Origin of the sequence: Streptomyces sp. V3I7, assembly GCF_030817495.1 — a bacterium.
In the GTDB taxonomy this organism is placed as follows: domain Bacteria; phylum Actinomycetota; class Actinomycetes; order Streptomycetales; family Streptomycetaceae; genus Streptomyces.
Genome location: NZ_JAUSZK010000001.1, coordinates 2,861,504 through 2,886,875, shown reverse-complemented (window position 1 = coordinate 2,886,875; position 25,372 = coordinate 2,861,504). Strand labels below are relative to the sequence as shown.

Here is a 25,372-nt window from a genome sequence, read left to right as displayed (position 1 = left end):
CAGGTTCTTCGCCGCCTCCACCTTCCGGCCGGGCCGGAACAGGTAGCCCGCCCGGCGGCCTCGGCCAGCTCTGCCAGTACGATGCACCAGAAACGCCAAACCACGTCTGACAGTTGGGAAAGCCAGCGGTATCCCCATCCCGAAGAGCCCCGGCTTACGAGTCCGTGATGCCGTCGTAAAGTGCCGGCCCAGTGGGGTGGGCATCCGTACCGGTCGGCCGGTGCGCGGCGTGGGCAGGACGGACCGAGGCGAAGGCTGTGGCGAGCTGGTCGAGCAGGGGCGCTGCGCAGGGGTGGGGGCCACGACCTGGTGTGACCGTGTAGATGCCGCGTGCCGGGGGATTGACGAGGCTCACCGTGGTGACATCGGGCCGCAGCGCGCGTGTCAACACCCCGGGTATCAGCGCGATCGCATGGCCGGTTGCGACCAGGGCCAGCTTGCCGGGCAGATCGGCCGCGGTGAGGTCGATACAGGCGCTGACTCCGGCGCGGGCGGCGTGCTGGTGCAGGAGTGCCGCTGAGCCGTCGTTGTCCTCGACCCAGGTCTGGTCGGCCAGTGTCTGCATGCGCACTGGGCCGCGCCCGGCCTGTGGATGGTCGACGGGCAGTGCGACGACCATGTCGTCCAGCCCGAGGAACCGGCGTTCGACCCGCGGGTCATGGGGCAGCCCTGGCGGTGCATCGGTGACGATGGCAACGTCGAGATCGCCGGTGGTCACACGGTGGTGCAGTTGTGCGCTCAAGCCGGGGAGCAGGCTCCACCGGATGGATCCGGTCTCCTTCTGCAGGGCCCGGATGGCCTCGGGGACGATCCCTGCGGCAAGAGAAGGTGTCGCGCCGACCGTCAGCGGCCGGTTGAACGCCCCGTCGCCGGCCTCCCGTGCGGCACGTACGGCGCGGTCGGCCTCGCTGAGCGTGGCCAGAGCGTGGTGCCGGAACACCTCACCGGCAGGCGTCGGGCGCACACCGCGCGCGTGCCGCTCGATCAGCGGCACGCCGAGCTGCCGCTCCAGCCCGGCGATCTGCCGGGAGACGGCCGACTGCGTGTGATGGAGCTCGGCGGCCGCCGCCGACAGAGACCCGAGCCGGCATACGGTCACGAAGGTCCGCCACACCGTCAGTTCCATGGCGCCAGTATGCCCAGCCGGTATGCGAACTCCGCAGGGCTGGCCTGCACAATCTGCGCTTGTCGCAGCCTTCGTGGTGCACCATTCTGGCGCGCATGACCACACCGCACACGATCGCCGTCCTCGGCCTGGGGCGCATGGGCGAGGCGATCGCGACACGACTGGCCACCCAGGGCTGGGACGTCGTCGGCTGGACACGCTCGGGGCGCACATCAGGTGCCGTCAAGACGACCGGCGATCCGAACGACGCCGTGGCGAAGGCCGACTTCGTGCTCCTGGCATTGTTCGACGGCCCGGCCTGCCAGCAGGTTCTCGACGACGTCCGTGGCTCGCTGCGAACGGACACGATGGTGCTGAACACCAGCACCATCGCTCCCGCCGAAGCGTCGAAGCTGTCCCGGCAACTCGGCCCGGCCTACGTCCACGCGCCCGTGCTCGGCTCTGTTCCGGCCGCCGCCGCCGGAACCCTGCAGATTCTTGCCGCCGCCTACCAAGACGCGCTTGATCGAGTCCGACCGGTTCTGGAAGCGCTGGGCACCATCCGGCACGTCGATGACGCCGCCACTGCCGCCGCGCTGAAGCTGATCGCCAACAACAGCCTCGCCGGCGCCGTCCTCGCGCTGCGCGACTCACTACGGCAAGCCGATGCCCTCGACCTGACCCGTGCCCAGGTACTTGACGTCCTCGAACTCGGCCAACTCGGCGGGCTCGTGGCCCGCAAACGGCCCTTCCTCGCCGACCAGCCCGGCGCTGTCATGGCCGAATTCACCATCGGCGCGCTGGCCAAGGACATGGCTCTGCTGGCCGCCGCGTCCAACACCCCCTTGCGCAGCGCAGCCGGCCTGGCCGACACCCCTGCCGCCCCTGAGGCCGACATCGCGGTTGCCGCCACGGTCCCCGCCGCAGAAGACGCCGTACTCGAACCGCTCCGCGCCTACATCCGCGGACACTCCACCGGGGACCCCACCCACTTCAGCGACGCGTTCCTGCCCACTGCCCACATCGAGGGGCTCCGCGACGGCGCATTCGTCTCCTGGCGCCTGGACGAATACTGCGCTCTCTTCCAAGGCCGGCCGGCCCCGGACGAACCGACCCGCTCCCGCCGCATCGACGCCATCGACGTCCACGGCACCGTCGCGACTGCAACCATGACGCTCTCGCACGGCGCAGACACGTTCACCGACATTTTCCTGCTGGTCCGCACCGACGACAGCTGGCGTATCGCCAACAAGGCGTATCACCGCCACTCCTGAGAACGCGGGAAGCAACCATTCGCCGGATTCAGCGTCATGCCCGGATCAGTCGTTCCGGGCCGAGGAAGTCGGTGTTGCACCGGCTGGTCCATCGGCGCATGACCAGGCGCCCTGCAGCCCTGCAATCGCTGAACTCGGCCCAGAGTCGGGAAACGATCGTTACGCACATGTGGAACGAACTTCGGCGAGTCGAGCCTGGTCATCTCCTCGTTGTGCGTCCCGCCCACCCGGCTGTGCCGGCTCAGCGTCGGTCTGTGGCTCGCGGATGCCCGGTGCCTGCGAAGGTGATCCAGCAGGTGTCGCGGGCGGTGTCCAGGAGGTACCAGATGCGGCCGCCGCCGGTCACCTCGATCTGCCATTGCTCGCAGGTCTGTCCGCGGTGGGTTCCGTGCGCCAGACCGCCCTTGAGCCGGTGGTGCCGGGGTGTCTCGGTGGCCGGTCTGGGGGCGGTGCGCATAGTCGTCCAGGCGCGGTAGGTGTTCTCGCGGGCCTGCTGGGCGAGGCTCTCCCAGCCCTTGGCCGAGGCGGCGTCGGCGAAGCGGACCTCCCAGTGGCCGTCCGGTGCCGGGGGTGCGGCGCGGTCGCCGCGACTCGCGGTCATGCGACGCCCCGTGGGTCTGCTGCCGGGCCGTAGTCCTCGCCGTGATCCCTGGTCAGCGCGGCCAGCAGTTCGGGGTCGGAGTAGACCTCGGCGGTGTGCTGCCAGGCGATGAGCAACTGGGCGACAGAGGCGCTGTTGCCGACTGAGTCCGCGGCGCGCATGGTGTCGACCAGCTCGACAGCGAAAGCGTGCAGATCGGACTCGGGCAGGAAACGGACCCACGGGAATGCGTCCGGCATTATGTCGAGGAGCAGTTCCATGCTGCCGGGCTCCCGGCGCGCCATCGCGGCCAGCATCCGGGTGGCTGCCGACACCACCGTCTGGTCCTGCTCGGCCCGCGCCGCGGTGGTGAGGACCAGATCCTCGCCGTCTCTGCGGTGCAGCAGCAGTCTCGGCGATTCCTGGAGCCGGGCAAGGGTCTGCTTGTTCTTGTTCACCAGCTCGGAGAAGTTCACGGCGGCGTTCTCGGTGCTCATAACTTTGAAACTACTTCGAAACTCGCCCCGGCGCCATCACCCAGAAGAGGGGCACAGAGCAGCGGGCCGGTCACGCACACCTCACGAGCGGCCGAACGGCGGCGACCGGTTCCGTTTCCCTGGCGGCTGGGGAACGACCTTCGTCAGCACGCAGAACGATCTTCAGGGCCTCTTATCGCCGCACGTCATCAGCACTCGTGAACACCCCACGCATCAACTCTCCCGAGTTCTCTCGGAGTAGTTCGCAAGACCCCGTCCGATCCACTGGATCAGGCGGGGTCTCGGCGTTTCCGGGGCAGGCGCGGCGAGCCCGGGCCGAGCGCGAACTACCGCCGCTGCCCGGCCCGTCGGTGGGTCCTGTGCAGGCGATCAGAGCGCCTTGGCGAAGCACAGGCTCTCCGCGTGGAAGCGGTAGAAGCCGAACTTCGTGCAGGGGGTGTAGCCACTCGAGCGGTAGAGGGCGACCGCTTCGGGCTGCTTGGTGCCGGTCTCCAGGACCATGCGGGTGCGGCCGGCCGTGCGGGCGTCGGCTTCCAGGGCGGCCAGTATGCGGCGGGCGAGGCCGTGGCCGCGCATCTCCGTGATCACGTACATGCGCTTGAGCTCGGCGTCGCCGTTCTGGTTGCCCTCGCCGTTCTCGTCCTGGCTGCGCCAGCCGCCGGTGGCCACGGGGCGGTCGTGCTCGTCGTAGGCGATCAGGAACACGCCCTGTGGCGGATCGAAGTCGGTCGTGTTCAGCTCGGTGGCGTCGCCGCCGTCGCCGTAGCGCACGTGGTACTCGGCCTGGACCTCGTCGCTGAGCTTCACGGCGTCGGGGTGGTCGAACCGGACGCGGCGTATGTTCATGCGGGGCACCATCTATCCATGCGGTCGGTCGGTCGGGCGTGGTCCAGTGTGCCGGTATCGTGCCCGGGTGCTGACTGTGACCTCGGTGAATGTGAACGGACTGCGGGCCGCGGCGAAGAAGGGCTTCGTCGAGTGGCTCGCGGAGACCTCCGCGGACGTGCTCTGCCTCCAGGAGGTGCGCGCCGAGCCCCAGCAACTGCCCGAGGGCGTACGGCAGCCCGACGGCTGGCACGTCGTCCACGCCCCGGCCGCCGCCAAGGGCCGCGCGGGCGTCTCCCTTTACACGCGGCGCGAGCCCGACCGTGTCCAGGTCGGATTCGGCTCGGCCGAGTTCGATGCGAGCGGGCGGTACGTCGAGGTCGAACTGCCCGGTGTGACGGTCGCCTCCCTCTACCTCCCCTCCGGCGAGGTGGGCACCGAGCGGCAGGACGAGAAGGTCCGCTTCATGGGCGAGTTCCTCGCTTACCTGAAGGGCCTGCGCGAGCGGGCCGCCGCCGACGGACGCGAGGTCGTCGTCTGCGGCGACTGGAACATCGCCCACCAGGAGGCCGACCTCAAGAACTGGCGCGGCAACCGCAAGAACTCCGGCTTCCTGCCGGAGGAGCGGGAGTGGCTGAGCCGGGTCCTCGACGAGACCGACGGCGGCTACGTCGATGTCGTACGGGCGCTGCACCCGGACGTCGAGGGGCCGTACACCTGGTGGTCGTACCGGGGGCGGGCCTTCGACAGCGACGCAGGGTGGAGGATCGACTACCACGTCTCGACGCCCGGGCTCGCGGCCAAGGCCGTCAAGGGCTTCGTGGAGCGGGCGGCCACGCACACCGAGCGGTGGTCCGACCACGCTCCGGTGACCGTCGTCTACGACCTCTAGACGGGCTTGGGTCAGGCCTGCTTGCGCAGCCGCCTGTCCAGGGCCAGTGACAGTTCCGCCTGGACCGCATCGCGGGCCAGGGGTCGCAGGCGCTGGAGGTCCTCCTCGGGGGCGTGGCGCAGGACGAGGTCGGCGAAGAGGTCGGCGAGGGCCTCGGTGTGCTCGCGGACGCGCTTGCCGGCCATGAGGACCTCGGCCAGCGGGATGCCCTCGCGGACCAGCGTGGCGGACACGTCCAGCAGGCTGCGGCTGATGTGGACCAGTTCGTCGCCGTCGGTACCCAGGTAGCCGAGGTCCATGGCGGCCGCGAGATTGTCCGGGGTGGCCTCGGCGCCGAAGTGGTCGGCGAGGTCCTCCGGGGTGAGGCGGACCGGCTCCTCCTCCGTGGGCGTGCCGACGCCGAGCAGGTCGGCGACGTCGCGGCCGTGGTCGAAGGCCTCCGCGAGCTCGGCGATGCCGCTGAGGGTGTGGCCGCGCTCCAGCAGGGCCGTGATCGTGCGCAGGCGGGCCAGATGGTGCTCGTCGTACCAGGCGACACGGCCCTCGCGGCGGGGCGGCGGGATCAGCTTGCGTTCGCGGTAGAAGCGCAGGGTGCGCACGGTGATGCCGGCGAGGCGGGCCAGCTCCTCCATGCGGTACTCGCGGGGGGCGCCGCGCTCGCCCGCGCCGTGCTTCCCGGTACCGCCGCCTCGTCCGCCGTCGTCTGCCACGCTCGCAGCCTAAGGTGTACCGCCGGTAACTTTCCCTTCCCCGACCCCTACCCATCGGTAGGGGGCTGCTCTACTCTCCCTTCCATTGCGCCAGTATTCACTGGCGAGATCCAAGGGTCCGACGGGATGGCTGGAGGTTTCGCGATGGCCGAACGCGAGCATGTGCGGGTGGCGGTGATCGGGTCCGGGTTCGGGGGACTGGGCGCCGCCGTGCGGCTGCGCCGGGAGGGGATCACCGACTTCGTCGTCCTGGAGCGGGCCGACAGCGTCGGCGGCACCTGGCGGGACAACAGTTATCCCGGGTGTGCGTGTGACGTCCCGTCGCATCTCTACTCGTTCTCCTTCGCGCCCAACCCCGACTGGCCGCGCACCTTCTCCGGGCAGGAGCACATCCGCGCCTACCTGGAGCACGTCGCCGACGTCTTCGGTCTGCGCCCCCACCTGCGCTTCGGCACCGAGGTGACGCGGATGACCTGGGACACGGAGAAGCTGCGCTGGGACGTGGAGACCAGCAGCGGTTCGCTCTCCGCCGACATCGTCGTCTCCGCCACCGGGCCGCTGTCCGAGCCGAAGGTCCCGGACATCCCCGGCCTCGACTCCTTCCCCGGCAAGGTGTTCCACTCCGCCCGCTGGGACCACGACTACGACCTGCGCGGCAAGCGGGTCGCCGTGGTCGGCACCGGCGCCTCCGCCATCCAGATCGTGCCGGCCGTCCAGCCCCTCGTCTCCAAGCTCACCCTCTTCCAGCGCACCCCGCCCTGGGTGATGCCGCGCGTCGACCGGGACATCAGTGACGCCGAGCGCTGGATGCACCGCCGGCTGCCCCTCACCTCGCAGCTGCGCCGCGGACTGCTGTGGGGAATCCGGGAGTTGCAGGTCCAGGCGTTCACCAAGCACCCGGGCGAACTCGGGTTCATCGAGAAGCTCGCGCTGCGCAACATGGGCCGTGCCGTCAAGGACCCGGCCCTGCGCGCCAAGCTCACCCCCGACTACCGGATCGGCTGCAAGCGGATCCTGCTGTCCAGTACGTACTATCCGGCCCTCGCGCGGCCCAACGTGGACGTCGTCGCCAGCGGGCTGAGCGAGGTCCGCGGGTCGACCGTCGTCGCCGCCGACGGCAGCGAGGCCGAGGTGGACGCCATCGTCTTCGGCACCGGCTTCCACGTCACCGACCTGCCGATCGCCGAGCGCGTGGTCGGGGCGGAGGGCAGGACCCTCGCCGAGAGCTGGAAGGACGGCATGCGGGCCCTGCGCGGCGCCACCGCGGCCGGCTTCCCCAACTGGATGTCGATCATCGGGCCCAACACCGGCCTCGGGAACTCCTCGATGATCCTGATGATCGAGTCGCAGCTGAACTACCTGGCCGACTACGTCCGCCAGCTCGACGTCCTCGGGGGCCGCGCCGCCCTCGACGCCCGCCCCAGCGCCGTACGGGCCTGGAACCACCAGGTGCAGCAGCGCATGAAGCGCACGGTGTGGAACACCGGCGGCTGCACCAGCTGGTACCTGGACGCGAGCGGGCGCAACACCACCATCTGGCCCGGCACCACCACCGAGTTCCGGCGGGCCACGCGCCGCGTCGACCTCGCGGAGTACCAGGTCATCCGGGCGGCCGGGGAGAAGACCCCCGCCCGGCGCACAGACGCCACCGACGCGACGGAGGTCGCCGTATGAGCCGCCCGAAGAACGTGGTCCCCGGGCCCTACGCCCCGCCCGCTCCCGCCCGTGAACTCACCGCCGTCTCCGCCGACGGCGCGCGGCTGCACGTAGAGGTGCACGGCCCCGAGAACGCGCCGACCGTCGTCCTCGCCCACGGCTGGACCTGCTCCACCGCCTTCTGGGCGGCGCAGATCCGGGACCTGGCCGCCGACCACCGCGTCGTCGCGTACGACCAGCGCGGCCACGGCCGCAGCCCCGCGAGCCCCGCCTGCACCACCGAGGCGCTGGCCGACGACCTGGAGGCGGTGCTCGCCCACACGCTCGAACCCGGCCAGAAGGCCGTGATCGCGGGCCACTCCATGGGCGGCATGACGGTGATGGCCGCCGCCGCGCGCCCCCGCTTCCGGGAGCACGCGGCCGCCGTCCTGCTGTGCAGCACGGGCAGCTCGCGGCTCGTCGCCGAGTCGACCGTGGTCCCGATCCGCGCCGGGAGGCTGCGCACCTGGCTCACCACGCACGTCCTGGGCTCACGCGCCCCGCTCGGCCCGGTCACCCCCCTCGCCAAGCGGATCCTCAAGTACGCCACGATGGGCGCCGGTTCCGCCCCGCACATGGTGGAGGCCTGCGCGCGGATCGTGCACGCCTGTCCGCGCCGCGTCCGCCACGCCTGGTCGCAGGTGCTGGCCCAGCTCGACCTCGACCACGGCGTCCGGGAGCTGACGGTCCCGACGGCGGTGGTCGCCGGTACCGGCGACCGGCTCACGCCGCCCGTGCACGCCCGGGCCCTGGCCGCCGCCCTGCCCCAGTGCGTCGGCACGACCGAGCTTCCCGGCCTCGGCCACATGACACCGGTGGAGGCACCGGAGCTGGTCACCGCGCGGATCCGGGAACTCGTCACCACGTATCTGCCGCACCCGGCGGACGCACACGGCGACGCACCCAGCGACGCACACACCGACGCACACACCAAGGAGAGCGCATGAGCAGGGTCGGCCTCGAGGGGCAGGTCGCGGTGGTCACCGGAGCCGCGCGCGGCGTGGGCGAGCTGCTCGCGCGCAAGCTGTCCGCACGCGGCGCCAAGGTGGCGCTGGTCGGGCTGGAGGAGGAGGTGCTCAAGGAGGTCTCCGGGCGGCTGCACAGCGAGAGCGACTACTGGTACGCCGACGTCACCGACCACGAGGCGATGGCCCGCGTCGCCCGTGAGGTGAAGGAGCGGTTCGGCAAGGTCGACATCGTCGTCGCCAACGCCGGGGTGGCGACCGGCGGTCCGTTCGTCGACTCCGACCCGGTGTCCTGGCGGCGGGTGATCGAGGTCAACCTGATCGGCTCGGCGGTGACGGCGCGGGCCTTCCTGCCGGTGCTCATCGAGAGCCGGGGCTACCTGCTGCAGATCGCCTCCCTCGCCGCGATCACGCCGGCGCCGATGATGACCGCGTACTGCGCGTCCAAGTCGGGCGTGGAGGCGTACGCGCACAGCCTGCGGGCCGAAGTCGGCTACCAGGGCGTGCGGGTGGGCGTCGGGTACCTGTCGTGGACCGACACCGACATGGTGCGCGGCGCCGATGTGGACGACGTCATGCGGGAGTTGAGGCAGCGGCTGCCGTGGCCGTCCAACAAGACCTACCCGCTCGGCCCGGCCGTGGACCGGATCGTGGCCGGGATCGAGCGCCGCTCCAGCCATGTGTACGGGCAGTGGTGGCTGCGCGGGATGCAGGGCGTGCGCGGCTACCTCCCGGGGATCATCGGCACCGTGGGGCAGCGTGAGATGCGGCGGTTCGGGCCGCGGCTGCAGGGGATGCGCACGGGGCTGGTCGGAGCGGGCGGTGCGGCCGACGAGCAGGAGCGGGTGAACCGGCCGAACTGACCGCCTGCTACGCACCGTTACTGATCGACATGCGGAGCGTGGCGGCTCGTGTGAATCTGGTCGAGGCCCGGTCAAGGGCCGTCCCCCCCACTCATTACGGGAGTGAACCCACATGGGTATGAAGGACCAGATGCAGCAGAAGGCCCAGCAGGGCAAGCAGAAGGCGCAGCAGGCCGCCGAGAAGGCCAAGGGCCGCGCCCCGCAGGGCCGTCCGCAGCGCGAGGACGAGCGCGAGCGCTCGCACCACGAGGACCAGGACCGCTTCGACCAGGACTATGACGCCTAGTCGCTGCGCTCGGCTTTAGCCGGTTCGACGTGGGGTGCCCTGTTTATGGGGTGCCCCACGTTGGCGTTGGCGTTGATTCGGTGCGTTGTCGGGTGGGGGGTTGGGGGCTGGGCGCGCAGTTCCTCGCGTCCCTGAAAGATGCGCAGTTCCCCGCGCCCCTAAAGATTGCGCGGCGGCAGTTTCGGCCTGGCTCGGTTGGGGACGTTGCTGTAGTCCGGTGGGGTGGCTGGGGGCTGGGTTTCCAGGAGGTCGACGGCCAGGCGGACCGCGTCGTCGAGTTGGGCGTAGCGGCCCTCGGCCCAGTCGAGGGGGGTGCGCAGGGCCTCCACGTCGGGGCTGACGCCGTGGTTCTCCACGGACCAGCCGTACTCGTCGAACCAGGCCGCGTTCATCGGGACCGTGATCACCGTGCCGTCGCCGAGGCGGTGCCGGCCGGTCATGCCGACGACGCCGCCCCAGGTGCGCTGGCCCACCACCGGCCCGAGGTCCAGCAGTTTGAACGCCGCCGTGATCATGTCGCCGTCCGACGCCGTCGCCTCGTCGGCCAGGGCGACCACCGGGCCCCGGGGCGCGTTGGAGGCGTACGAGACGGGCTGGGCGTTGCGGGTGAGGTCCCAGCCGAGGATGGTGCGGGTCAGCTTCTCGACGACCAGTTCGCTGATGTGGCCGCCCGCGTTGCCGCGTACGTCGACGATGAGCGCCGGACGGAAGACCTCCATGCGCAGGTCGCGGTTGAACTGGGCCCAGCCCGAGCCGCCCATGTCGGGGATGTGCAGATAGCCGCACTTGCCGTCGCTCAACTCCCGGACGACTTCCCGGCGTTTGGCCACCCAGTCCTGGTAGCGCAGCGGCCGCTCGTCGATCAGCGGGATCACCGCCACCCGCCGCGGCGGGCCCTCCTCGCCCTCCGGCGGGGCGAACGTCAGCTCCACCGTCGTCCCGCCCGAGCCCGCGAGCAGCGGGTACGGGCCGGTGAGGGGGTCGACCGGGCGGCCGTCGACATGGGTGAGCGCGGAGCCCTCGCGGATGCCCGCGCCGGCGAGCGGGGAGCGGGCCCGGGAGTCGGAGGACTCGCCCGGCAGGATCCGCTTGACCACCCAGTGGTCGCCGCGGCGCACGAAGTTGGCGCCCAGCAGGCCCTGGCGGCGCTGGTAGTGGGGCGGGCCCTCGTTGCGGCGGGCGGCGGACACGTACGCGTGCGAGGTGCCCAGTTCGCCGAGGACCTCGCGCAGCAGGTCGGCGAACTCGTCGGGGGAGGAGACCCGTTCGACGAGCGGGCGGTACTGCTCCAGCACCGCGTCCCAGTCGATCCCGGACATGTCCGGGTCCCAGAAATAGGCGCGGGTGATGCGGCCCGCCTCCTCGTAGGCCTGGCGCCACTCCGCGGGCGGGTCCACCACGTGCCGGATGCGGCGCAGGTCGATCCAGACCGTGGTGTCGCTGTCGCCGGGCTCGGTGGCGGGGACGGCGCGCAGGTCGCCCTCGTCCATGACCACCAGCCGGGTCCCGTCCCCGCTCACCTCGAACCCGTCGAGATGGCCCACGAGTTCGGTCTTCTTCGCCTTGGCGATGTTGAAGTGCTCCAGGCTCGGCCGGCCCGTCATGTCGTTGGGGTTGGCGAAGGTCTCGCCGAGCGCGCCCGAGATCGGCCAGCGCTGCCAGACCAGCCCGCCGCCCGCGACCGGCTTCAGCGAGGAGTACTTGGAGGCGGTGACCGGGAACGGCGTCACCCGGCTCTCCAGCCCCTCGGTCTCGACGATCACCGTGCCGTCGCCGCTCTCGCCCTCGGCCTCGCTCCTGACCGGGTCCAGGCCTCCGGCGGCCGGGCGCCCGTCCGGGTTCAGGGCGAACGGCGAGGGCGTCGCTGAGGACAGCGGCACCAGGTACGGGCGGCAGCCGAGCGGGAAGGACAGGTCCCCGGTGTGCACGTCGTACACCGGGTCGAAGCCGCGCCAGGACAGGAAGGCGAGGTAGCGGCCGTCCCGGGTGAAGACCGGGTTCTCGTCCTCGAAGCGGCCGTTGGTCACGTCGACGACCGTCCCGTCCGAGAGCCGGGCCATCTTGATCTGCCGCAGCGAGCGGCCGATGCCGGGGTGAGACCAGGTCAGCCACTTGCCGTCCGGGGAGAAGGCCATGTCCCGCACCGGCCCGTTGTCCGACCGGAGCAGCTCCCTGACCTCCCCGCTCGCGTCCTCGGCGGTGTCGAGCAGCAGCAGCCGCCCGTCGTTCGAGGCGATGGCGAGGCGCTCCCCCTCGGGGTCGGACACCAGCTCCGTCACATGGCCCAGCTCGCCGGAGGCGAGACGGCGCGGGGCGGGGTCGCCGGTGGAGCGCGGCAGCGGGTCGATCTCGATGGCGTCGGCGCCGCCCGCGTCCGTGACGTAGGCGACCTGACCGCTGGAGCCGAGCATCTCAGGCAGCCGGACCCGGACGCCCGGGGTGTCCCTGAGGGTACGGGCCGGGCCGTCCCGGTGGGTGAGCCAGTACAGGCTGCCGCGCACCACGACGGCGCTCGCCCGGCCCGTCTCGTCCACGGAGACCCCGTCCACGTTCTGCGCCGCCGGCACCTGGTAGGGGCGGCGTCCCACGCTCGGCCCGCCCAGCCGCACGTCGAGGCGGCGCGGGACCGAGTCGGGGGAGAGGTCGTCGACGATCCACAGGTCGCCCGCGCACTGGTAGACGACGCGGTCGCCGTCCGTGGAGGCGTTGCGGGCGTAGAAGGCGTCGTGGTCGGTGTGCCTGCGCAGGTCGGAGCCGTCGTACGCGCACGAGTACAGGTTCCCGACGCCCTCGTGGTCGGAGAGGAAGGCGATCCGGCCGCCGACGAACATGGGGGAGTCCAGATGGCCGTCGAGGTCGGGCAGCAGCCGCTCGCCGTGCATCCACAGCCGGCCCGTCGCACCGCCGCGGTAGCGCTTCCAGGAGGCCGGGTCGTGCGGTGGGGTGCCGGTGAGCAGCAGGGTCCTGCGCTCGCCGTCGATGTCGGCGACCTGGATGCCCGAGGTGGGGCCCCAGGGGAGCTTGCCGCCGGGCGCGCCCGTGGTGGGGATCTTGTAGGCGAAGGAGAAGTGCGTGAACGGCTCGCCGTGCGAGGCGACGGCGAGGATGTCGCCCTCCGGGGTCCAGCCGCACACCTGGGCGTCGTCGCCGCCCCAGTACGTCAGCTGCTCCCCCGTGCCCCCGTCCACCGAGGTCAGCCTGATCTCCGGCGCGAGGCTGTGCCAGCTGGTGTACGCGATCTGGCTGCCGTCGGGCGAGAAGCGGGGATGAGCGATCTTGGTGCGGTCGGCCGTGAGCCGCCAGGCACGGCCCGGAGAGTCGAGGGGCGCCAGCCAGAGGTCGTCCTCGGCCACGAAGGTCAGCTGGTCGCCGTGGATGTGGGGCATGCGCAGATAGCTCACCTCCCCATGCTTTGCCGGGGGATGGAGCGGGGCAACTCGTGGCAGAGGGGCCAGGGTCACGCGGGGCCCAAATCGGTCGCGTGCCCCGTACACGCACCGCTAGCGTGCTCGTATGATCATGAATGCGACCGTGGCCGCGGCGGCCGGCGCCACCACCGGCGCCGAGGTCACCGCATGACCCCGGCGGTCACCGCGGCCGTCCTGCTCGCCGCGGTCACGCACGCCAGCTGGAACGCCATCGCCCACAAGATCACCGACAAGCTGGTCGGCTTCACGCTGATCCTGGCCGGGGGCGTGCTCATCGGACTCGTCATGGCCCCCTTCGCCGCCTTCCCGGCGGCCGCGGCCTGGCCGTATCTGATCGTCTCGGCCGGCATCCATCTCGCGTACGTCGTCCTGCTGATGACCTCGTTCCGGCTCGGCGACTTCGGTCAGGCCTACCCCATCGCGCGCGGCAGCGCCCCGCTCGTCACCGCCGTGCTCGCGGCCGTGTTCATCCACGAGGTGCCGGACGCGTGGGGTGCCGCCGGTATCGCGCTGTCCTGCGCCGGACTCACCGGGGTCGCCCTGTGGGGGCTGCGCGGCAAACGGCCTCCGTGGGCGGCCATCGGCGCGGCCCTCGCGACCGGGCTGACCATCGCCTCGTACACCGTGGTCGACGGGCTCGGCGTGCGCGCCTCCGGCTCCCCGGTCGGCTACACCGCCTGGCTGATGGTGCTCCAGGGCGTCGCGGTCCCGGCGTACGCCGTGTACCGCTGGCGGGGCGGGACGGCCGCCGCGCTGCGCCCCTTCGCCGCGGTGGGGCTGCTCGGCGCCCTGCTGTCCGTCCTCGCGTACGGCCTGGTGCTGTGGGCCCAGACCCGCGCCGCCCTCGCCCCGATCGCCGCGCTGCGCGAGTCCTCGATCATCGTCGGCGCCGCGATCGGCGCGGTGTTCTTCAAGGAGCGGTTCGGCGCGCCCAGGATCGCGGCGGCCGGTCTCCTGGTCGTCGGCATCGGGCTGATGCTGCACGCCGGTTAGCACGCGCGGCAGGCGGCGGCGCGGGTACGCGTACGAGAAGCTGGGGCGACCCGCACGAGATCCGCACCGTCGTGCGCGACGGCGTACGAGAAGAGGAAGCGAGCATGACCGACAAGCTCACCGTGAGCGTTCTGGGCACCGGCATCATGGGTGCCGCGATGGCTCGCAGCATCGCCCGGGCCGGGCACACCGTCCGCGCCTGGAACCGCACCCGCACCAAGGCCGAGCCGCTGGCCGCCGACGGCATCGAGGTCGCGGACACCCCGGCCGAGGCCGCCCGGGGCGCCGACGTCGTGCTGACCATGCTGTACGACGGCCCGGCCACCCTGGAGGTGATGCGCGAGGCGGCGCCCGCGCTGCGGCCGGGCACGGTGTGGGTGCAGTCGACCACGGCCGGGATCGACGCGATCGCCGACCTCGCCGCCTTCGCAGGCGAGCACGGCCTGGTCTTCTACGACGCCCCGGTGCTCGGCACACGCAAGCCCGCCGAGCTGGGCCAGCTCACCGTGCTGGCCGCCGGACCCGAGGAGGGCCGGGCCACGGTGACGCCCGTCTTCGACGCGGTCGGCGCCCGCACCGTGTGGACCGGCGAGGACGGGGCGGCGGGCACCGCCTCCCGGCTGAAGCTGGTCGCCAACAGCTGGGTCCTCGCGGTCACCGCGGCGACCGGCGAGGTGCTGGCGCTGGCGGAGGGGCTCGGCGTCGACCCGCAGGGCTTCTTCGAGCTGATCGAGGAGGGCCCGCTGGACATGGGGTACCTGAGGGCCAAGGCCGGTCTCGTCCTCGACGGGCCGCTGACCCCGGCCCAGTTCGCGGTGGCCACCGCCGAGAAGGACGCGCGGCTGATCGTGGCGGCCGGCGAACAGAGCGGCGTCCGCCTGGACGTGGCCGCCGCGGCCGCCGAACGCTTCGCCCGCGCCGCCGCCCTGGGCCACGCCGACGAGGACATGGCCGCCGCGTACTTCGCGAGCTTCGACGAGAGCGGGAAGCCGGGCGAGGCCGCCTCCTGACGCCGGGCGACCCCGGTCCGAGGTGACGTCTCCGGCCGCGAGGAGCACCCTGGAATCAGCGATGTTGGAGGTGGTCGTCATGATGCACCCGGCAGTGGGCTGGCATGTCGAGATGGAGTTCCTGGAGGACGACCAGCAGACCAGGGCAGTGGCGTTGCTGAGGCTGCCCGACGGCACGGAGGTACGGGCGCACGGCCATGCGACCCGATATCACACCGACAGCAACCAGCCGCGGGTCGGCGAGGAGATCGCCGGCGCGCGGGCCCTCAACGAACTGGCGATGCTGCTGCTGACCAAGGCCCACGAGGAGATCGACGAGAGCTCCGGGCGGATCTCGCACCCCATCCACGTGTGAGCGGCCCGGGAGCAGCGGTGCGGGCGCCCAGCGTCTGCGGCATGATCCGCCGCCCAGGCCCTACACGAGGGCCGTCCGCACTGCCTTCACCAGCGCCTGCGCGCGCGCATCCGCCGTCACGGACTTGCGGAAGCCGTTGGTCACATAGCCGAAGGCGATGCCCGAGTCCGGGTCGGCGAACGCGAGCGCGCCGCCGCGGCCGGGGTGGCCGAAGGAGCCGGGGGACAGCAGCGGCGAGGCCGGGCCGTGCAGCATGTGGCCGAGGCCGAAGCGGGTGTTCACCACGAGCACCCGGTCGGGACCGGCGGACTGCTCGGCGCGGGCCAGTTCCATGGTCCGCGGGGTGAACAGGCGGGCGCCGCCGTCCACTTCGCCGATCAGCGACGCGTACAGGCGGGCCAGGCCGTCGGCGGTGGCGATGCCGTTGGAGGCGGGCAGCGCGGCGGCGCGATAGGCGGGGGCGTTCTCGTCGGGCGCCGGGGTGAGCGCGGCGAAGGCACGGCGGGTGAGCGACTCGGGGTCGGCGTAGGCCTCGGCGACGGCGCGCTTCGGGCGCGTCTTCAGCCCGCCCACCGTCTCCGGGGCCTGCACCGGACCGAGGCGGCCCACGCGCGCCGACTGCTCCTCGGGCAGCCCCAGCCAGAAGTCCGCACCCACCGGCCGCGTCATCTCGGCCGTGATCCATGCGCCGACCGGACGGCCCGTGATGCGCCGGATCAGCTCACCGGTGAGCCAGCTGTACGTCTGCGCGTGGTAGCCGTGCGCCGTGCCCGGCTCCCACGCCGGGGCCTGCGCGGCCACGGCCTCGGCGCCGAGGTCGGGGTCGGCGGCCTGCTCGGGGGTCAGCGGGCGGTCCAGCACCGGGACGCCCGCGCGGTGCGCGAGCAGATGCCGTACGAGCGTGTGCTCCTTGCCGGCCGCCTTGAACTCCGGCCAGTACGCGCCCACCGGGGCGTCCAGGTCCAGCTCCCCGCGCTGGTGCAGGAGCAGCAGCGCGGTCGCGGCGACGCCCTTCGTCGCGGAGCGCACGATCTGCGCGGTGCCGGCCTCCCAGGGGGCCGTACCGTCGACGTCCTTGGTGCCGCCCCACAGGTCGACGACCTTGTGGCCGTCCCGGTAGACGGCGACCGCGGCGCCCCGCTCGCCCAGCAGGGCGAAGTTCGCTGCGAACGCCTCCCTGACCGGCTCGAAGCCCTCGGCCACCGTGCCGTGCGCGTCAGTGACGTCCACGTTCGCCCTTTCCTCGGCTTGCCTTCGACAGGCGGTGCAACAGCCAGGGGCGGCCTGCGATTCCTTCGCGTCCCAGGCCGGAGGCGATCGTTATGCCGATGTTGCCGTCGCCGCCACCGAGCGCGGGTCGAAGCCGAAGGGCAGTTCCAGGCGGTGCGCGCGCATCAGCTCCTCGTCGCAGAGCAGTTCGCCGGTCGCGCCGTCCGCCGCGATCACGCCGTCGCTCAGGACCAGCGAACGCGGACACAGCTCCAGCGCGTACGGCAGGTCGTGCGTGACCATGAGGACGGTCACGTCCAACGAGCGCAGGATGTCGGCCAGTTCGCGGCGGGAGGCCGGGTCGAGGTTGGAGGACGGCTCGTCCAGGACGAGGATCTCCGGCTCCATCGCGAGCACGGTTGCGACGGCCACCCGGCGGCGCTGGCCGAAGGACAGATGGTGCGGCGGGCGGTCGGCGAAGTGCTGCATGCCGACCAGCTCCAGGGCCGTGCGCACCCGCCGCTCCAGCGCCGCGCCCTTGAGGCCCGCGGCCGCTGGGCCGAACGCCACGTCCTCGCGGACCGTCGGCATGAACAGCTGGTCGTCCGGGTCCTGGAAGACGATGCCGACCTTCTGCCGGATCTCGGCCATGTGCCGGCGGCCGACCGGCATCCCGGCCACGGTCACCGTCCCGGCGCCGCCGCCGAGGATGCCGTTGAGGTGGAGGACGAGGGTGGTCTTCCCGGCGCCGTTCGGCCCGAGCAGCGCGACCCGTTCGCCGCGCCCGATGCTGAAGTCGACGCCGAACAGGGCCTGGTGGCCGTCGGGGTAGGCGAAGGCGAGGCCGGAGACCTCCAGCGAGGCAGGTGCAGTCACAGGGTCCATCCCAGCAGACAGACGACCAGAGCCGTCGAGGGGAGGGCGAGGGCGTGACGCCACTGCGCCCGGGAGGCGGTCACCTCGTCGATGACCGGCATCGAGCCGGCATAGCCCCGGCTCACCATGGCCAGATGCACGCGCTCGCCGCGTTCGTAGGAGCGGATGAAGAGCGCGCCGGCCGACTTGGCGAGGACGCCCCAGTGGCGCACGCCGCTCGCCTCGAAGCCGCGCGACTCGCGGGCGATGCGCATCCGGCGCATCTCGTCGGTGATGACGTCGCCGTAACGGATCATGAACGACGCGATCTGGACCAGCAGCGGCGGAAGTCTGAGCCGCTGGAGGCCGAGGAGCAGTTCGCGCAGCTCGGTGGTGGCGGCCAGCAGGACCGAGGCGGCGACGCCGAGGGTGCCCTTGGCGAGGACGTTCCAGGCGCCCCACAGCCCGCTCACGCTCAGCTGCATTCCGAGGACCTCGACCCGCTCGCCCTGGGCCACGAACGGCATGAGCACCGCGAACGCGACGAAGGGCACCTCGATCAGCAGCCGCTTCAGCAGGAACCCGGCGGGCACGCGCGCGCGGTACGCGACGTACGCGAGCAGGACGGCGTAGAGCCCGAAGGCCCACATGGCCTCCCGCGGGGTCGAGACGACGATCACCACGAAGGCGAAGACGGCGGCGAGCTTGGTGTGCGGGGGCAGGGCGTGCACGGGCGAGTGCCCGTGCCGGTACAACCGGTGCGCGTGGCCGGCACCCATGTCAGACCCTCGTTCCCGTGGCGGTGTGCGTGTCCGCGCGGGACATCTCGTCCGTACGACGCCTGCGCACCACCCGGAACACCGTGCTGCCCACGACGATCGTGGCGCCGACGCCGATCACGCCCGCGAGACCGCCGGAGAGGCGGGCGTCGGAGACGTCCTTGACGCCGTAGTCGGCCAGCGGGGAGTCCGAGGACGCGTGCGGCTCGGCCTTCTTGTCGATGCCCTGGTCGTGGGCGATCTTCTCCAGCCCGTCGGGGTGGGCGGAGGCGTAGAAGCTGACGAACCCGGCGAGCACGAGCGAGGTGATCAGGCCGGTGATCCAGAGCTTGCGGTGCGAGCGGCCGGCCGGTGCCGGGGCGGGCTCGGCGGCGGGGGCGTCGACCAGCTCGCCGTTCACCCGCAGCTTGAGTCTCTGCTCAAGGCCCCGGGCGCCATGCACCAGGTCCGGCCGTACGGCGATCACGGCACCGACGGTGAGCGCGGTGATCACGGCCTCGCCGATGCCGATGAGGACATGGACGCCGACCATGGCCGTGGCGACCTTGGGGAGGGCGACGTCCGTGGTGCCGCCGATCGCGTAGATGAGAGTGAAGACGACGGCGGCGGCCGGGACCGACAGCAGCGCGGCGACGAAGGAGGCGACGGTCACCGAGCGGCGCCCGCGCGGGAGCACCTTGGCCAGCCCGCGGAAGACGGCGTAGGCGACGACGGTCGTCACGATCGCCATGTCGGTGATGTTCACGCCGAGCGCGGTCAGACCGCCGTCCGCGAAGAGGATGCCCTGCATGAGCAGCACGACGGAGACGCACAGCACGCCGGTGTACGGCCCGACGAGGATCGCGGCCAGCGCTCCGCCCAGGAGATGGCCGCTGGTGCCGGCCGCCACCGGGAAGTTGAGCATCTGCACCGCGAAGATGAACGCCGCGACCAGCCCGGCCAGCGGCGCGGTGCGCTCGTCGAGTTCGCGGCGGGCACCGCGCAGGCTCACGGCGATGGCGCCGGCGGCGACCACCCCGGTGACGGCGGAGACAGGGGCGTCGATGAATCCGTCAGGTACGTGCACCGTTTGATTCTAGAGGCTTGTTGCAAACCCTTTGCAAGAGCTAGCTAGTCGTATTTTGAGGGTGGTCACCTGTGCGGTCACCTGTGCGGTCCTCGCGCGGGACCTTCGCTCCAATGAGCACAATGTGGGGCATATGAGACATTGGAATGAAGGCGAGTAGCGAGTACCCAGCATTCACACAGGTCACGCAGCGTGAGGGGCACCGATGTCCGTAGTGGAGCAGTACGCACGGGCCCGCATCGTCACGGACGAGGACGCCGGCGACGAACCGGGCGCCGTCCCCGTGGTCCTGCGCTACGACGCCGCGACGGACCCGCGGTCGGTGCGGGTCCGCCTGCCCGGACCGCACGAGTGGGCCTTCCCGCGCGAACTGCTGGAGCGGGGGCTGCGGGGCCCGGCGCGGGACGGGGACGTGCGGGTGTGGCCGTGCGGCCGCGTCCAGACCGTGGTGGAGTTCCACTCCCCGCATGGTGTGGCCGTCGTGCAGTTCGACACGAAGACGCTGCTGCGGTTCCTGGGCCGCACCTACATGGCCGCGGCCGCCGCGCCGGTGGCCGGCTGACGGCCTGGGTCCGGGGGTCAGCCCGAGGTCAGTCCCCCATCTTCAGCAGGGCCGCCACGATCGGGCCGGCCGTGTCACCGCCGTGACCGCCCGCCTGCACCACACCGGCGCCCGCGAGATCGCCCTTGTATGCGGCGAACCAGCCGTTGGGCTTCTTCTGGCTGTCGACCTCCGCCGAGCCCGTCTTGGCGCCGTAGTCCGGACCGAGCCCGGCCATGGCCTCCGCGGCGGTGCCGTACTGGGCCGTGAACTGCATCAGCTCGCGCAGCTGGGACAGCGTCGAGGACGACATCGTGCGGGAGGCGGTCGCCAGCTTGCGGTGGTCGACTTCCGGCGAGACCAGGTAGGGCTGGTGGAACTTGCCCGACTTCACCGTCGCCGCGACCGACGCCATGTTCAGCGGGTTCATACGCACCCCGCCCTGGCCGATCAGCGAGGCCGCCATCTGGGCCGCCGACTGCACGGGCACCTGGCCGTCGAAGGAGGGCACGCCGATCGCCCAGTTGTTCATCGACAGACCGAAGACCTGCTGCGCCTGCTTCGTCAGGTCGTCGTTCTTGAGCTTCGGCGCCTGGCTGATGAAGGCCGTGTTGCAGGAGCGCCCGAAGCTCGCCTTGAACGTGCCGTTCTTGATCTCGAAGTCGTCGTCGTTGTGGAACTTCCAGTGGCCGTACGTGAACGTCTTCGGGCACGGGTGCGGCTTGTCCGCCGAGGCGAGGTGCTTCTCGATCAGCAGCGACGACGTGATGATCTTCATCGTGGAGCCCGGCGCCAGCGAGCCCATGAAGGCGGTGTTGAACCCGTGGCCGGAGTTGGCCACGGCGAGGACCTCGCCGGTCGAGGGCTTGATCATGACGACCGAGGCCTTGTCCCGCTTGGCGACCCGCTGTTCGGCGGCGGCCTGGAGGTCCGGGTTCAGCGTCGTCTTCACCGTGCCCGGCGTGCCCTTGCTCAGTTCGAGCAGGGTCTTGTCGGACAGCTTCAGCTTCTTCGACTCCTTGCCGCGGACCACCCGCAGCTCGACGCCGGCCTTGCCGCCCGCCTCCTTGCCGTACTTCTCGCGCAGCCCGTCCAGGACCGCGCCCAGCGACGGGTACTTGGCGGCGGTCAGCTCCCCGCCGTCGCGGTCCAGGGCCTTGACCGGCGGCGTGCCGGACTCGCCGGTGACCAGCGTGTCGCCGTCCCTGAGGTCGGGGTGGAGGACGGAGGAGTGCCACTCGACGAGCGGCTTGCCGTCGCTGTGGCGCCGGACGACGGTCAGTGAACTGTCGTACGCCAGCGGCTTGCTCGCGGTGCCGCCCGACGGCGTGGTCTGAGTGGCCGCCGGGGCCTCTTCGGACACCGTGGCCTTGACCGAGAAGGGGACCTTGGTGCCGGTGCGGCGGCCGGGGGTGAGGGTGAGCGCCGAGAGGTGGGCGTCCTTGGCGTAGCCGACGAGCAGCGGGGTGGCGGCGGCGGGGTCGGTCGTGGCCGCCGCGGCGCGCGGGACACTGCCCTGCTGCCACGCCGTCAGGAAGCGCTCGGTGGCGGTGCGGACGTCCTCGGCGGACAGCGGGCGGGTGTACGCCGGCTTGCGGTCGGCGGCGTCCGTGACGTCCTCGGCCGAGGCGCCGCCGCCGTACAGCGCGTAGACGCCGAACCCCGCGCCACCGATGACGACGGCGATCATCCCGCCGAGTACGGCCGGGCTGGTCTTCCGCTGTTGCTCGGTGACGAGTCTTCTCTTGCCCACTGCCTCAGTTCCTCCACGTTCCCCAGGACCCCGCTGCCGTCGCGGACGTTGACATCCTCAACGACGGCACCAGCCTAGAGTCCCCTGCTGGGCGGGTGACTTCAGCCACCTGCTTGTAGCACGTCCGCGACAATCGGGCCCGAGGCGTCGATGCCGTGGCCGCCGTCCTGGGTCATCGCGGCGGCCGCCATGTCATTGCGGTAACCGGTGAACCAGCTGTCGGACCTGCTCTGCCCGTCGACCTCGGCGGAGCCCGTCTTCGCGCCGATGCTGCCGCTCAGCCGGGACATGATGCCGGAGGCGGTGCCACCGACGGCGGTGCGGTTCATCATCGCCCGCAACTGCTGGACCGTACCCGACGCGAGCCCCCGCGCGTGCGCCGGTTCGCGGTCGTCGAGGCTCAACGGGACGACAACGGGCTGGTGGAAGACGCCCGTCATCGCTGTCGCTGTGACCGACGCCATGTTCAGCGGGTTCATCTCGATCTGGCCCTGGCCGATGAGGACGGCCGCCTTGTCCGGGCCCTCCGTGGCCGGAACCCGGCCGTCGAAGGACTGGATGCCGGTCTGCCAGTTGTCGCGCCCGAGGCCGAAACGGTCCTCGGCCTCCCGGGCCAGCCAGTCGCTCTTCACGTCGTCGGTGAACTTGACGAAGGCCGTGTTGCAGGAGCGCGCGAAGCTCTCGGAGAGGGTCGCCTTCTCGTCGGGCGTCATGTCCTTGAGGTTGTGGAAGGTCTGCCCCTCCCACATCGCGTCGGGCGTGCAGGGCGCCGGGCCGGACGCGGACGTGACGCCGTGGTCGATGAGCATGGCCGCCGTGACGATCTTCATCGTGGAGCCGGGCGCCACCTTGCCCAGGAACGCCGCGTTGAAGCCGTCCTGACGGTGGTTGGCGACCGCCAGCACCTCGCCGGTGCTCGGCTTCAGGGCCACCACCGACGACTCGGCGTACTTCCGCACCGCCTTCTCGGCGGCCGCCTGCACACCCGCGCTCAGTGTTGTGCGCAGCCGGCCCGGCCGGCCCTTGACGAGCGTGAGGAGCGGGGTGTCGGGGGTGCCGTCCGCCGGGTGCCGGATCACCAGTTCCACACTGGCCCTGCCGCCCGCCTCCTCGCCGTACTTCTCGCGCAGGGCGTCCAGGATCGGACCGAGGGAGGGGTAGTCCTCCTTCGTGAGTACGGTCCCGTCGCGGTCCACCGCCTTGATCGGTGGGCTCGCCGACTCCTCGGTGACGAGGGTGTCGCCGCGCTGGAGCCGGGGATGGACGACGGACGGCTCCCAGTCGACGAGCGCGCGGTGCGTCACCTGGCCGCGCACGACCCTCAACTCGCTGGAGTAGTCGAGCGGTTCGGACTTCCCGTCGTACGACACCGTCGCCTTCACCGTGAACGGCACGGTCGCGCCGACGGGCGAGGAGGGCGCGATGTGCACCTTGGTGATGCGCGCCTCCTCGCCGTAGGCGTTCAGCAACTGCGCCGCGGTCTCTTCGTTGTTCGTGTACGACGCCGCGGCCGTCCCGTCGCCCTTCTCCCAGGCGGCGAAGAACTTCCGCGTGGTCTCCTTCGCTTCGGCGGCGGTGGGCGGCCCGGTCCGCACGACCTCCGACCCGCCCCCGGACGCCCCCGTCCCTCCGCCGCCGCTCAACGCCGAGACGATGTTGAAGGCGCCGTACCCGGCCCCTCCCACCACCACGGTGAACACCCCGCCCATGACGGCGGCCTTGACCCCCTTGCGCATGGCGCGCTTCCCCTCCCCGTGAAGCCCTGTCCGCGTCCGTCTGCCCGCATCCCTGCCCGCATTTATGAACGCGTTCAAAGCTGGCCGTGGTCGCACCTTAAGTGCTCGCGGGGCCACCGGGGGAGAAAGTTTCCGATTGTTGTCCGAGCGCGGCTCAGACCCACGTATCCAGCCACATCCGCGACCGCCACGAGTCGATCGGGATGGCCGTGCCGGTGTACAGGGGCCAGAAGTAGATGAAGTTCCAGGCGATCAGCAGCACCAGGATGCCCGCGCCCGTCGCGCCGACCACGCGGCGGCCGTCGCCGGAGCCGGGCGGGCCGATGATCGCGCCGATCAGCATCGCCACCGCCAGGCAGAGGAACGGCACGAAGACCACGGCGTAGAAGAGGAAGATCGTGCGTTCCTGGTACAGGAACCAGGGCAGGTAGCCGGCCGCGATGCCGCAGGCGATGGCGCCGGCGCGCCAGTCGCGGCGGAAGGCCCAGCGCCACAGCACGTACAGCACCGCCAGGCAGCCCGCCCACCACAGCAGCGGGGTGCCGAGGGCCAGCACCTCGCGGGCGCACTTCTCGCCCGCGTTCATCGGGCAGCCGTCCGCGCCGGGGCCGGGGGACTCGTAGAAGTACGAGACCGGGCGGCCCAGGACGATCCAGCTCCACGGGTTGGACTGGTAGGTGTGCGGCGAGGACAGCCCGACGTGGAAGTTGTACACCTCGTGCTCGTAGTGCCACAGGCTGCGCAGCCAGGCGGGCAGGAAGGCCCAGCCGCCGCCCTTGCCGTCGCCGGCCGCCCAGTTGCGGAAGTAGCCGCCGGAGCCGTCGGTCGGGGAGAGGATCCAGCCGAGCCAGGACAGCACGTACACGCCGATCGCCACCGGGAGCATGGCGAGGGCGAGGACGGCGTCCCGGACGGTCGAGACGTACGGGTGGCGGGCACCGGCGACCTTGCGGGCGCCGACGTCCCAGAGCACGGTCATCAGACCGAACGCGGCCAGGATGTACAGGCCGTTCCACTTGGTGCCGATCGCGAGGCCGAGGAAGACCGCGGCCGCCCAGCGCCACGGGCGCCAGCCGAGGAAGAGGCTGTCGGCGGTGTGTGCGTCCGGGCGGACGCGGCCGTCGGCGTCGGCGGGCAGCGCGGCCGCGAGCCGCTCCCGCGTCCGGTCCCGGTCGACGATCAGACAGCCGAAGGCCGCGACGACGAAGAACATCAGCACCCCGTCGAGCAGCGCGGTGCGGCTCATCACGAAGTGCAGCCCGTCCAGCGCCATCAGCGCGCCGGCCAGGCAGCCGAGGAACGTGGAGCGGAACATCCGGCGCCCGATCCGGCACAGCAGCAGCACGCTGAGCGTGCCGAGCAGCGCGGTCATGAACCGCCAGCCGAAGGGGTCGAAGCCGAAGAGCAGCTCACCGAGCCCGATGACGTACTTGCCGACCGGCGGGTGCACCACGTAGGCCGCGTCGGCGGGGATGCGCAGATGGCCGTGCGACTGCAGGACCAGGTCGTTGGCGTTCTTGTCCCAGTTGACCTCGAAGCCGCGGTGGACGAGCGCCCAGGCGTCCTTGGCGTAGTACGTCTCGTCGAATATCACCGCCCGCGGATTGCCCAGGTTCCAGAACCGCATCAGGCCCGCCATCAGCGTCACCAGCAGCGGCCCGACCCAGCTCGAGAAGCGCACGACGCGCTCGGCCAGGGCCGGCGGTACGCCCAGCGCCACCCACAGCCGCGGACTCGGCTCGGTGTACGGCGGCACCAGGCGGTCGGTGACATCGGAGCCGGTGCCGCTCCTGCCGCCTGTGGGCATCGCCGTGCCCGCGCCTGTGGCCGCGTAGCCGTAACGGCGCAGCCGCTGCTGCCACGACGGCCGCGGATCGTCCGGGGCCTGGCCCTGCCGGGTGTCCATCGAGGACGCGGTACTGGTCACCGCGCCATCGTAGGGAACCCGTCCGTGT

At 71.6% G+C, this 25,372-nt stretch carries 23 protein-coding genes; 10 read left to right on the top strand and 13 right to left on the bottom strand.

Translation table 11 applies throughout. From position 1 onward, the window contains the following. Positions 1-154: 154 nt before the first annotated feature. Positions 155-1,126: a LysR family transcriptional regulator gene (locus tag QFZ74_RS13305; protein ID WP_307621035.1), complete on the bottom strand. Its 972-nt coding sequence runs from the start codon at positions 1,124-1,126 to the stop codon at positions 155-157. A gap of 95 nt (positions 1,127-1,221) precedes the next feature. Between QFZ74_RS13305 and QFZ74_RS13300 the strand changes: the two genes are divergently transcribed. Next, a complete protein-coding gene (locus tag QFZ74_RS13300; protein WP_307621034.1) occupies positions 1,222-2,379 on the top strand; it encodes a nuclear transport factor 2 family protein in 1,158 nt (385 codons plus the stop codon). A gap of 241 nt (positions 2,380-2,620) precedes the next feature. Here the strand turns inward: QFZ74_RS13300 and QFZ74_RS13295 are convergent, their stop codons facing one another. The 3 genes from QFZ74_RS13295 to QFZ74_RS13285 form a co-directional block, all read right to left on the bottom strand. Then, positions 2,621-2,980 carry a hypothetical protein gene (locus QFZ74_RS13295; RefSeq protein WP_307621033.1) on the bottom strand — a complete coding sequence of 120 codons (360 nt, stop codon included), beginning with the start codon at positions 2,978-2,980 and terminating at the stop codon, positions 2,621-2,623. Beyond that, a complete protein-coding gene (locus QFZ74_RS13290; protein ID WP_307621032.1) occupies positions 2,977-3,456 on the bottom strand; it encodes a hypothetical protein in 480 nt (159 codons plus the stop codon). The genes QFZ74_RS13295 and QFZ74_RS13290 overlap by 4 nt, the downstream gene beginning before the upstream one ends. 369 nt (positions 3,457-3,825) lie before the next feature. Then, the gene (locus QFZ74_RS13285) at positions 3,826-4,302 is read right to left on the bottom strand and encodes a GNAT family N-acetyltransferase (RefSeq protein ID WP_307621031.1); all 477 of its coding nucleotides are present in this window, start codon (positions 4,300-4,302) and stop codon (positions 3,826-3,828) included. A gap of 67 nt (positions 4,303-4,369) precedes the next feature. Here QFZ74_RS13285 and QFZ74_RS13280 point away from each other — a divergent pair, with 67 nt between their 5' ends. Continuing rightward, complete coding sequence (locus QFZ74_RS13280; protein ID WP_307621030.1) at positions 4,370-5,173, top strand: exodeoxyribonuclease III; 804 nt, start codon at positions 4,370-4,372, stop codon at positions 5,171-5,173. A gap of 11 nt (positions 5,174-5,184) precedes the next feature. Here the strand turns inward: QFZ74_RS13280 and QFZ74_RS13275 are convergent, their stop codons facing one another. Then, complete coding sequence (locus QFZ74_RS13275) at positions 5,185-5,805, bottom strand: MerR family transcriptional regulator (protein WP_307624135.1); 621 nt, start codon at positions 5,803-5,805, stop codon at positions 5,185-5,187. A 222-nt stretch (positions 5,806-6,027) separates the two neighbouring features. Between QFZ74_RS13275 and QFZ74_RS13270 the strand changes: the two genes are divergently transcribed. From QFZ74_RS13270 to QFZ74_RS13255, 4 genes are all read left to right on the top strand, one after another. Then, entirely contained in the window at positions 6,028-7,557 is a 1,530-nt protein-coding gene (locus QFZ74_RS13270; RefSeq protein WP_307621029.1) for an NAD(P)/FAD-dependent oxidoreductase, read from the top strand. Then, positions 7,554-8,525: an alpha/beta fold hydrolase gene (locus tag QFZ74_RS13265; protein WP_307621028.1), complete on the top strand. Its 972-nt coding sequence runs from the start codon at positions 7,554-7,556 to the stop codon at positions 8,523-8,525. Before QFZ74_RS13270 ends, QFZ74_RS13265 begins: the two co-directional genes overlap by 4 nt. Beyond that, positions 8,522-9,406, top strand: a complete 885-nt coding sequence (locus tag QFZ74_RS13260) for an SDR family oxidoreductase (RefSeq protein ID WP_307621027.1) — start codon at positions 8,522-8,524, stop codon at positions 9,404-9,406. Before QFZ74_RS13265 ends, QFZ74_RS13260 begins: the two co-directional genes overlap by 4 nt. Positions 9,407-9,518: 112 nt before the next feature. Continuing rightward, on the top strand, positions 9,519-9,692 hold the full coding sequence (locus QFZ74_RS13255; RefSeq protein ID WP_307621026.1) for a hypothetical protein: 174 nt from the start codon (positions 9,519-9,521) through the stop codon (positions 9,690-9,692). A 158-nt stretch (positions 9,693-9,850) separates the two neighbouring features. Here QFZ74_RS13255 and QFZ74_RS13250 read toward each other — a convergent pair whose 3' ends face one another. Further along, complete coding sequence (locus QFZ74_RS13250) at positions 9,851-13,093, bottom strand: S41 family peptidase (RefSeq protein ID WP_307621025.1); 3,243 nt, start codon at positions 13,091-13,093, stop codon at positions 9,851-9,853. A 174-nt stretch (positions 13,094-13,267) separates the two neighbouring features. Between QFZ74_RS13250 and QFZ74_RS13245 the strand changes: the two genes are divergently transcribed. The 3 genes from QFZ74_RS13245 to QFZ74_RS13235 all read left to right on the top strand — a co-directional run bounded on the left by QFZ74_RS13245 (position 13,268) and on the right by QFZ74_RS13235 (position 15,478). Next, positions 13,268-14,113: a DMT family transporter gene (locus QFZ74_RS13245; protein WP_307621024.1), complete on the top strand. Its 846-nt coding sequence runs from the start codon at positions 13,268-13,270 to the stop codon at positions 14,111-14,113. Between the two features lie 104 nt (positions 14,114-14,217). Continuing rightward, complete coding sequence (locus QFZ74_RS13240; RefSeq protein WP_307621023.1) at positions 14,218-15,123, top strand: NAD(P)-dependent oxidoreductase; 906 nt, start codon at positions 14,218-14,220, stop codon at positions 15,121-15,123. 79 nt (positions 15,124-15,202) lie between these two features. Continuing rightward, complete coding sequence (locus QFZ74_RS13235; protein ID WP_307621022.1) at positions 15,203-15,478, top strand: DUF1876 domain-containing protein; 276 nt, start codon at positions 15,203-15,205, stop codon at positions 15,476-15,478. A 60-nt stretch (positions 15,479-15,538) separates the two neighbouring features. Here QFZ74_RS13235 and QFZ74_RS13230 read toward each other — a convergent pair whose 3' ends face one another. The 4 genes from QFZ74_RS13230 to QFZ74_RS13215 all read right to left on the bottom strand — a co-directional run bounded on the left by QFZ74_RS13230 (position 15,539) and on the right by QFZ74_RS13215 (position 19,387). Continuing rightward, a complete protein-coding gene (locus tag QFZ74_RS13230) occupies positions 15,539-16,708 on the bottom strand; it encodes a serine hydrolase domain-containing protein (RefSeq protein WP_307621021.1) in 1,170 nt (389 codons plus the stop codon). A 90-nt stretch (positions 16,709-16,798) separates the two neighbouring features. Continuing rightward, a complete protein-coding gene (locus tag QFZ74_RS13225; RefSeq protein WP_307621020.1) occupies positions 16,799-17,572 on the bottom strand; it encodes an energy-coupling factor ABC transporter ATP-binding protein in 774 nt (257 codons plus the stop codon). Beyond that, the gene (cbiQ, locus tag QFZ74_RS13220) at positions 17,560-18,321 is read right to left on the bottom strand and encodes a cobalt ECF transporter T component CbiQ (protein WP_307621019.1); all 762 of its coding nucleotides are present in this window, start codon (positions 18,319-18,321) and stop codon (positions 17,560-17,562) included. Before cbiQ ends, QFZ74_RS13225 begins: the two co-directional genes overlap by 13 nt. A 1-nt stretch (position 18,322) precedes the next feature. Beyond that, entirely contained in the window at positions 18,323-19,387 is a 1,065-nt protein-coding gene (locus QFZ74_RS13215; RefSeq protein ID WP_307621018.1) for an energy-coupling factor ABC transporter permease, read from the bottom strand. 205 nt (positions 19,388-19,592) lie between these two features. Here QFZ74_RS13215 and QFZ74_RS13210 point away from each other — a divergent pair, with 205 nt between their 5' ends. After that, on the top strand, positions 19,593-19,949 hold the full coding sequence (locus QFZ74_RS13210; RefSeq protein ID WP_307621017.1) for an SsgA family sporulation/cell division regulator: 357 nt from the start codon (positions 19,593-19,595) through the stop codon (positions 19,947-19,949). 28 nt (positions 19,950-19,977) lie between these two features. On the opposite strand, the gene QFZ74_RS13205 is transcribed toward QFZ74_RS13210, so the two are convergent. The 3 genes from QFZ74_RS13205 to QFZ74_RS13195 all read right to left on the bottom strand — a co-directional run bounded on the left by QFZ74_RS13205 (position 19,978) and on the right by QFZ74_RS13195 (position 25,344). Further along, positions 19,978-21,681 carry a penicillin-binding transpeptidase domain-containing protein gene (locus tag QFZ74_RS13205; protein ID WP_307621016.1) on the bottom strand — a complete coding sequence of 568 codons (1,704 nt, stop codon included), beginning with the start codon at positions 21,679-21,681 and terminating at the stop codon, positions 19,978-19,980. Positions 21,682-21,782: 101 nt separating this feature from the next. After that, positions 21,783-23,417, bottom strand: a complete 1,635-nt coding sequence (locus tag QFZ74_RS13200) for a penicillin-binding transpeptidase domain-containing protein (protein WP_307621015.1) — start codon at positions 23,415-23,417, stop codon at positions 21,783-21,785. A 154-nt stretch (positions 23,418-23,571) separates the two neighbouring features. Continuing rightward, positions 23,572-25,344: a dolichyl-phosphate-mannose--protein mannosyltransferase gene (locus QFZ74_RS13195; protein WP_307621014.1), complete on the bottom strand. Its 1,773-nt coding sequence runs from the start codon at positions 25,342-25,344 to the stop codon at positions 23,572-23,574. Positions 25,345-25,372: the final 28 nt, after the last annotated feature.

Excerpts from the sequence above, each read along its gene's own strand:
- QFZ74_RS13305 (WP_307621035.1), bottom strand. The coding sequence starts at position 1,126 with ATGGAACTGACGGTGTGGCGGACCTTCGTGACCGTATGCCGGCTCGGG.
- QFZ74_RS13300 (WP_307621034.1), top strand. The coding sequence starts at position 1,222 with ATGACCACACCGCACACGATCGCCGTCCTCGGCCTGGGGCGCATGGGC.
- QFZ74_RS13295 (WP_307621033.1), bottom strand. The coding sequence starts at position 2,980 with ATGACCGCGAGTCGCGGCGACCGCGCCGCACCCCCGGCACCGGACGGC.
- QFZ74_RS13290 (WP_307621032.1), bottom strand. The coding sequence starts at position 3,456 with ATGAGCACCGAGAACGCCGCCGTGAACTTCTCCGAGCTGGTGAACAAG.
- QFZ74_RS13285 (WP_307621031.1), bottom strand. The coding sequence starts at position 4,302 with ATGAACATACGCCGCGTCCGGTTCGACCACCCCGACGCCGTGAAGCTC.
- QFZ74_RS13275 (WP_307624135.1), bottom strand. The coding sequence starts at position 5,805 with ATGGAGGAGCTGGCCCGCCTCGCCGGCATCACCGTGCGCACCCTGCGC.
- QFZ74_RS13270 (WP_307621029.1), top strand. The coding sequence starts at position 6,028 with ATGGCCGAACGCGAGCATGTGCGGGTGGCGGTGATCGGGTCCGGGTTC.
- QFZ74_RS13265 (WP_307621028.1), top strand. The coding sequence starts at position 7,554 with ATGAGCCGCCCGAAGAACGTGGTCCCCGGGCCCTACGCCCCGCCCGCT.
- QFZ74_RS13260 (WP_307621027.1), top strand. The coding sequence starts at position 8,522 with ATGAGCAGGGTCGGCCTCGAGGGGCAGGTCGCGGTGGTCACCGGAGCC.
- QFZ74_RS13255 (WP_307621026.1), top strand. The coding sequence starts at position 9,519 with ATGGGTATGAAGGACCAGATGCAGCAGAAGGCCCAGCAGGGCAAGCAG.
- QFZ74_RS13245 (WP_307621024.1), top strand. The coding sequence starts at position 13,268 with ATGACCCCGGCGGTCACCGCGGCCGTCCTGCTCGCCGCGGTCACGCAC.
- QFZ74_RS13240 (WP_307621023.1), top strand. The coding sequence starts at position 14,218 with ATGACCGACAAGCTCACCGTGAGCGTTCTGGGCACCGGCATCATGGGT.
- QFZ74_RS13235 (WP_307621022.1), top strand. The coding sequence starts at position 15,203 with ATGATGCACCCGGCAGTGGGCTGGCATGTCGAGATGGAGTTCCTGGAG.
- QFZ74_RS13225 (WP_307621020.1), bottom strand. The coding sequence starts at position 17,572 with ATGGACCCTGTGACTGCACCTGCCTCGCTGGAGGTCTCCGGCCTCGCC.
- cbiQ (WP_307621019.1), bottom strand. The coding sequence starts at position 18,321 with ATGGGTGCCGGCCACGCGCACCGGTTGTACCGGCACGGGCACTCGCCC.
- QFZ74_RS13210 (WP_307621017.1), top strand. The coding sequence starts at position 19,593 with ATGTCCGTAGTGGAGCAGTACGCACGGGCCCGCATCGTCACGGACGAG.
- QFZ74_RS13200 (WP_307621015.1), bottom strand. The coding sequence starts at position 23,417 with ATGCGCAAGGGGGTCAAGGCCGCCGTCATGGGCGGGGTGTTCACCGTG.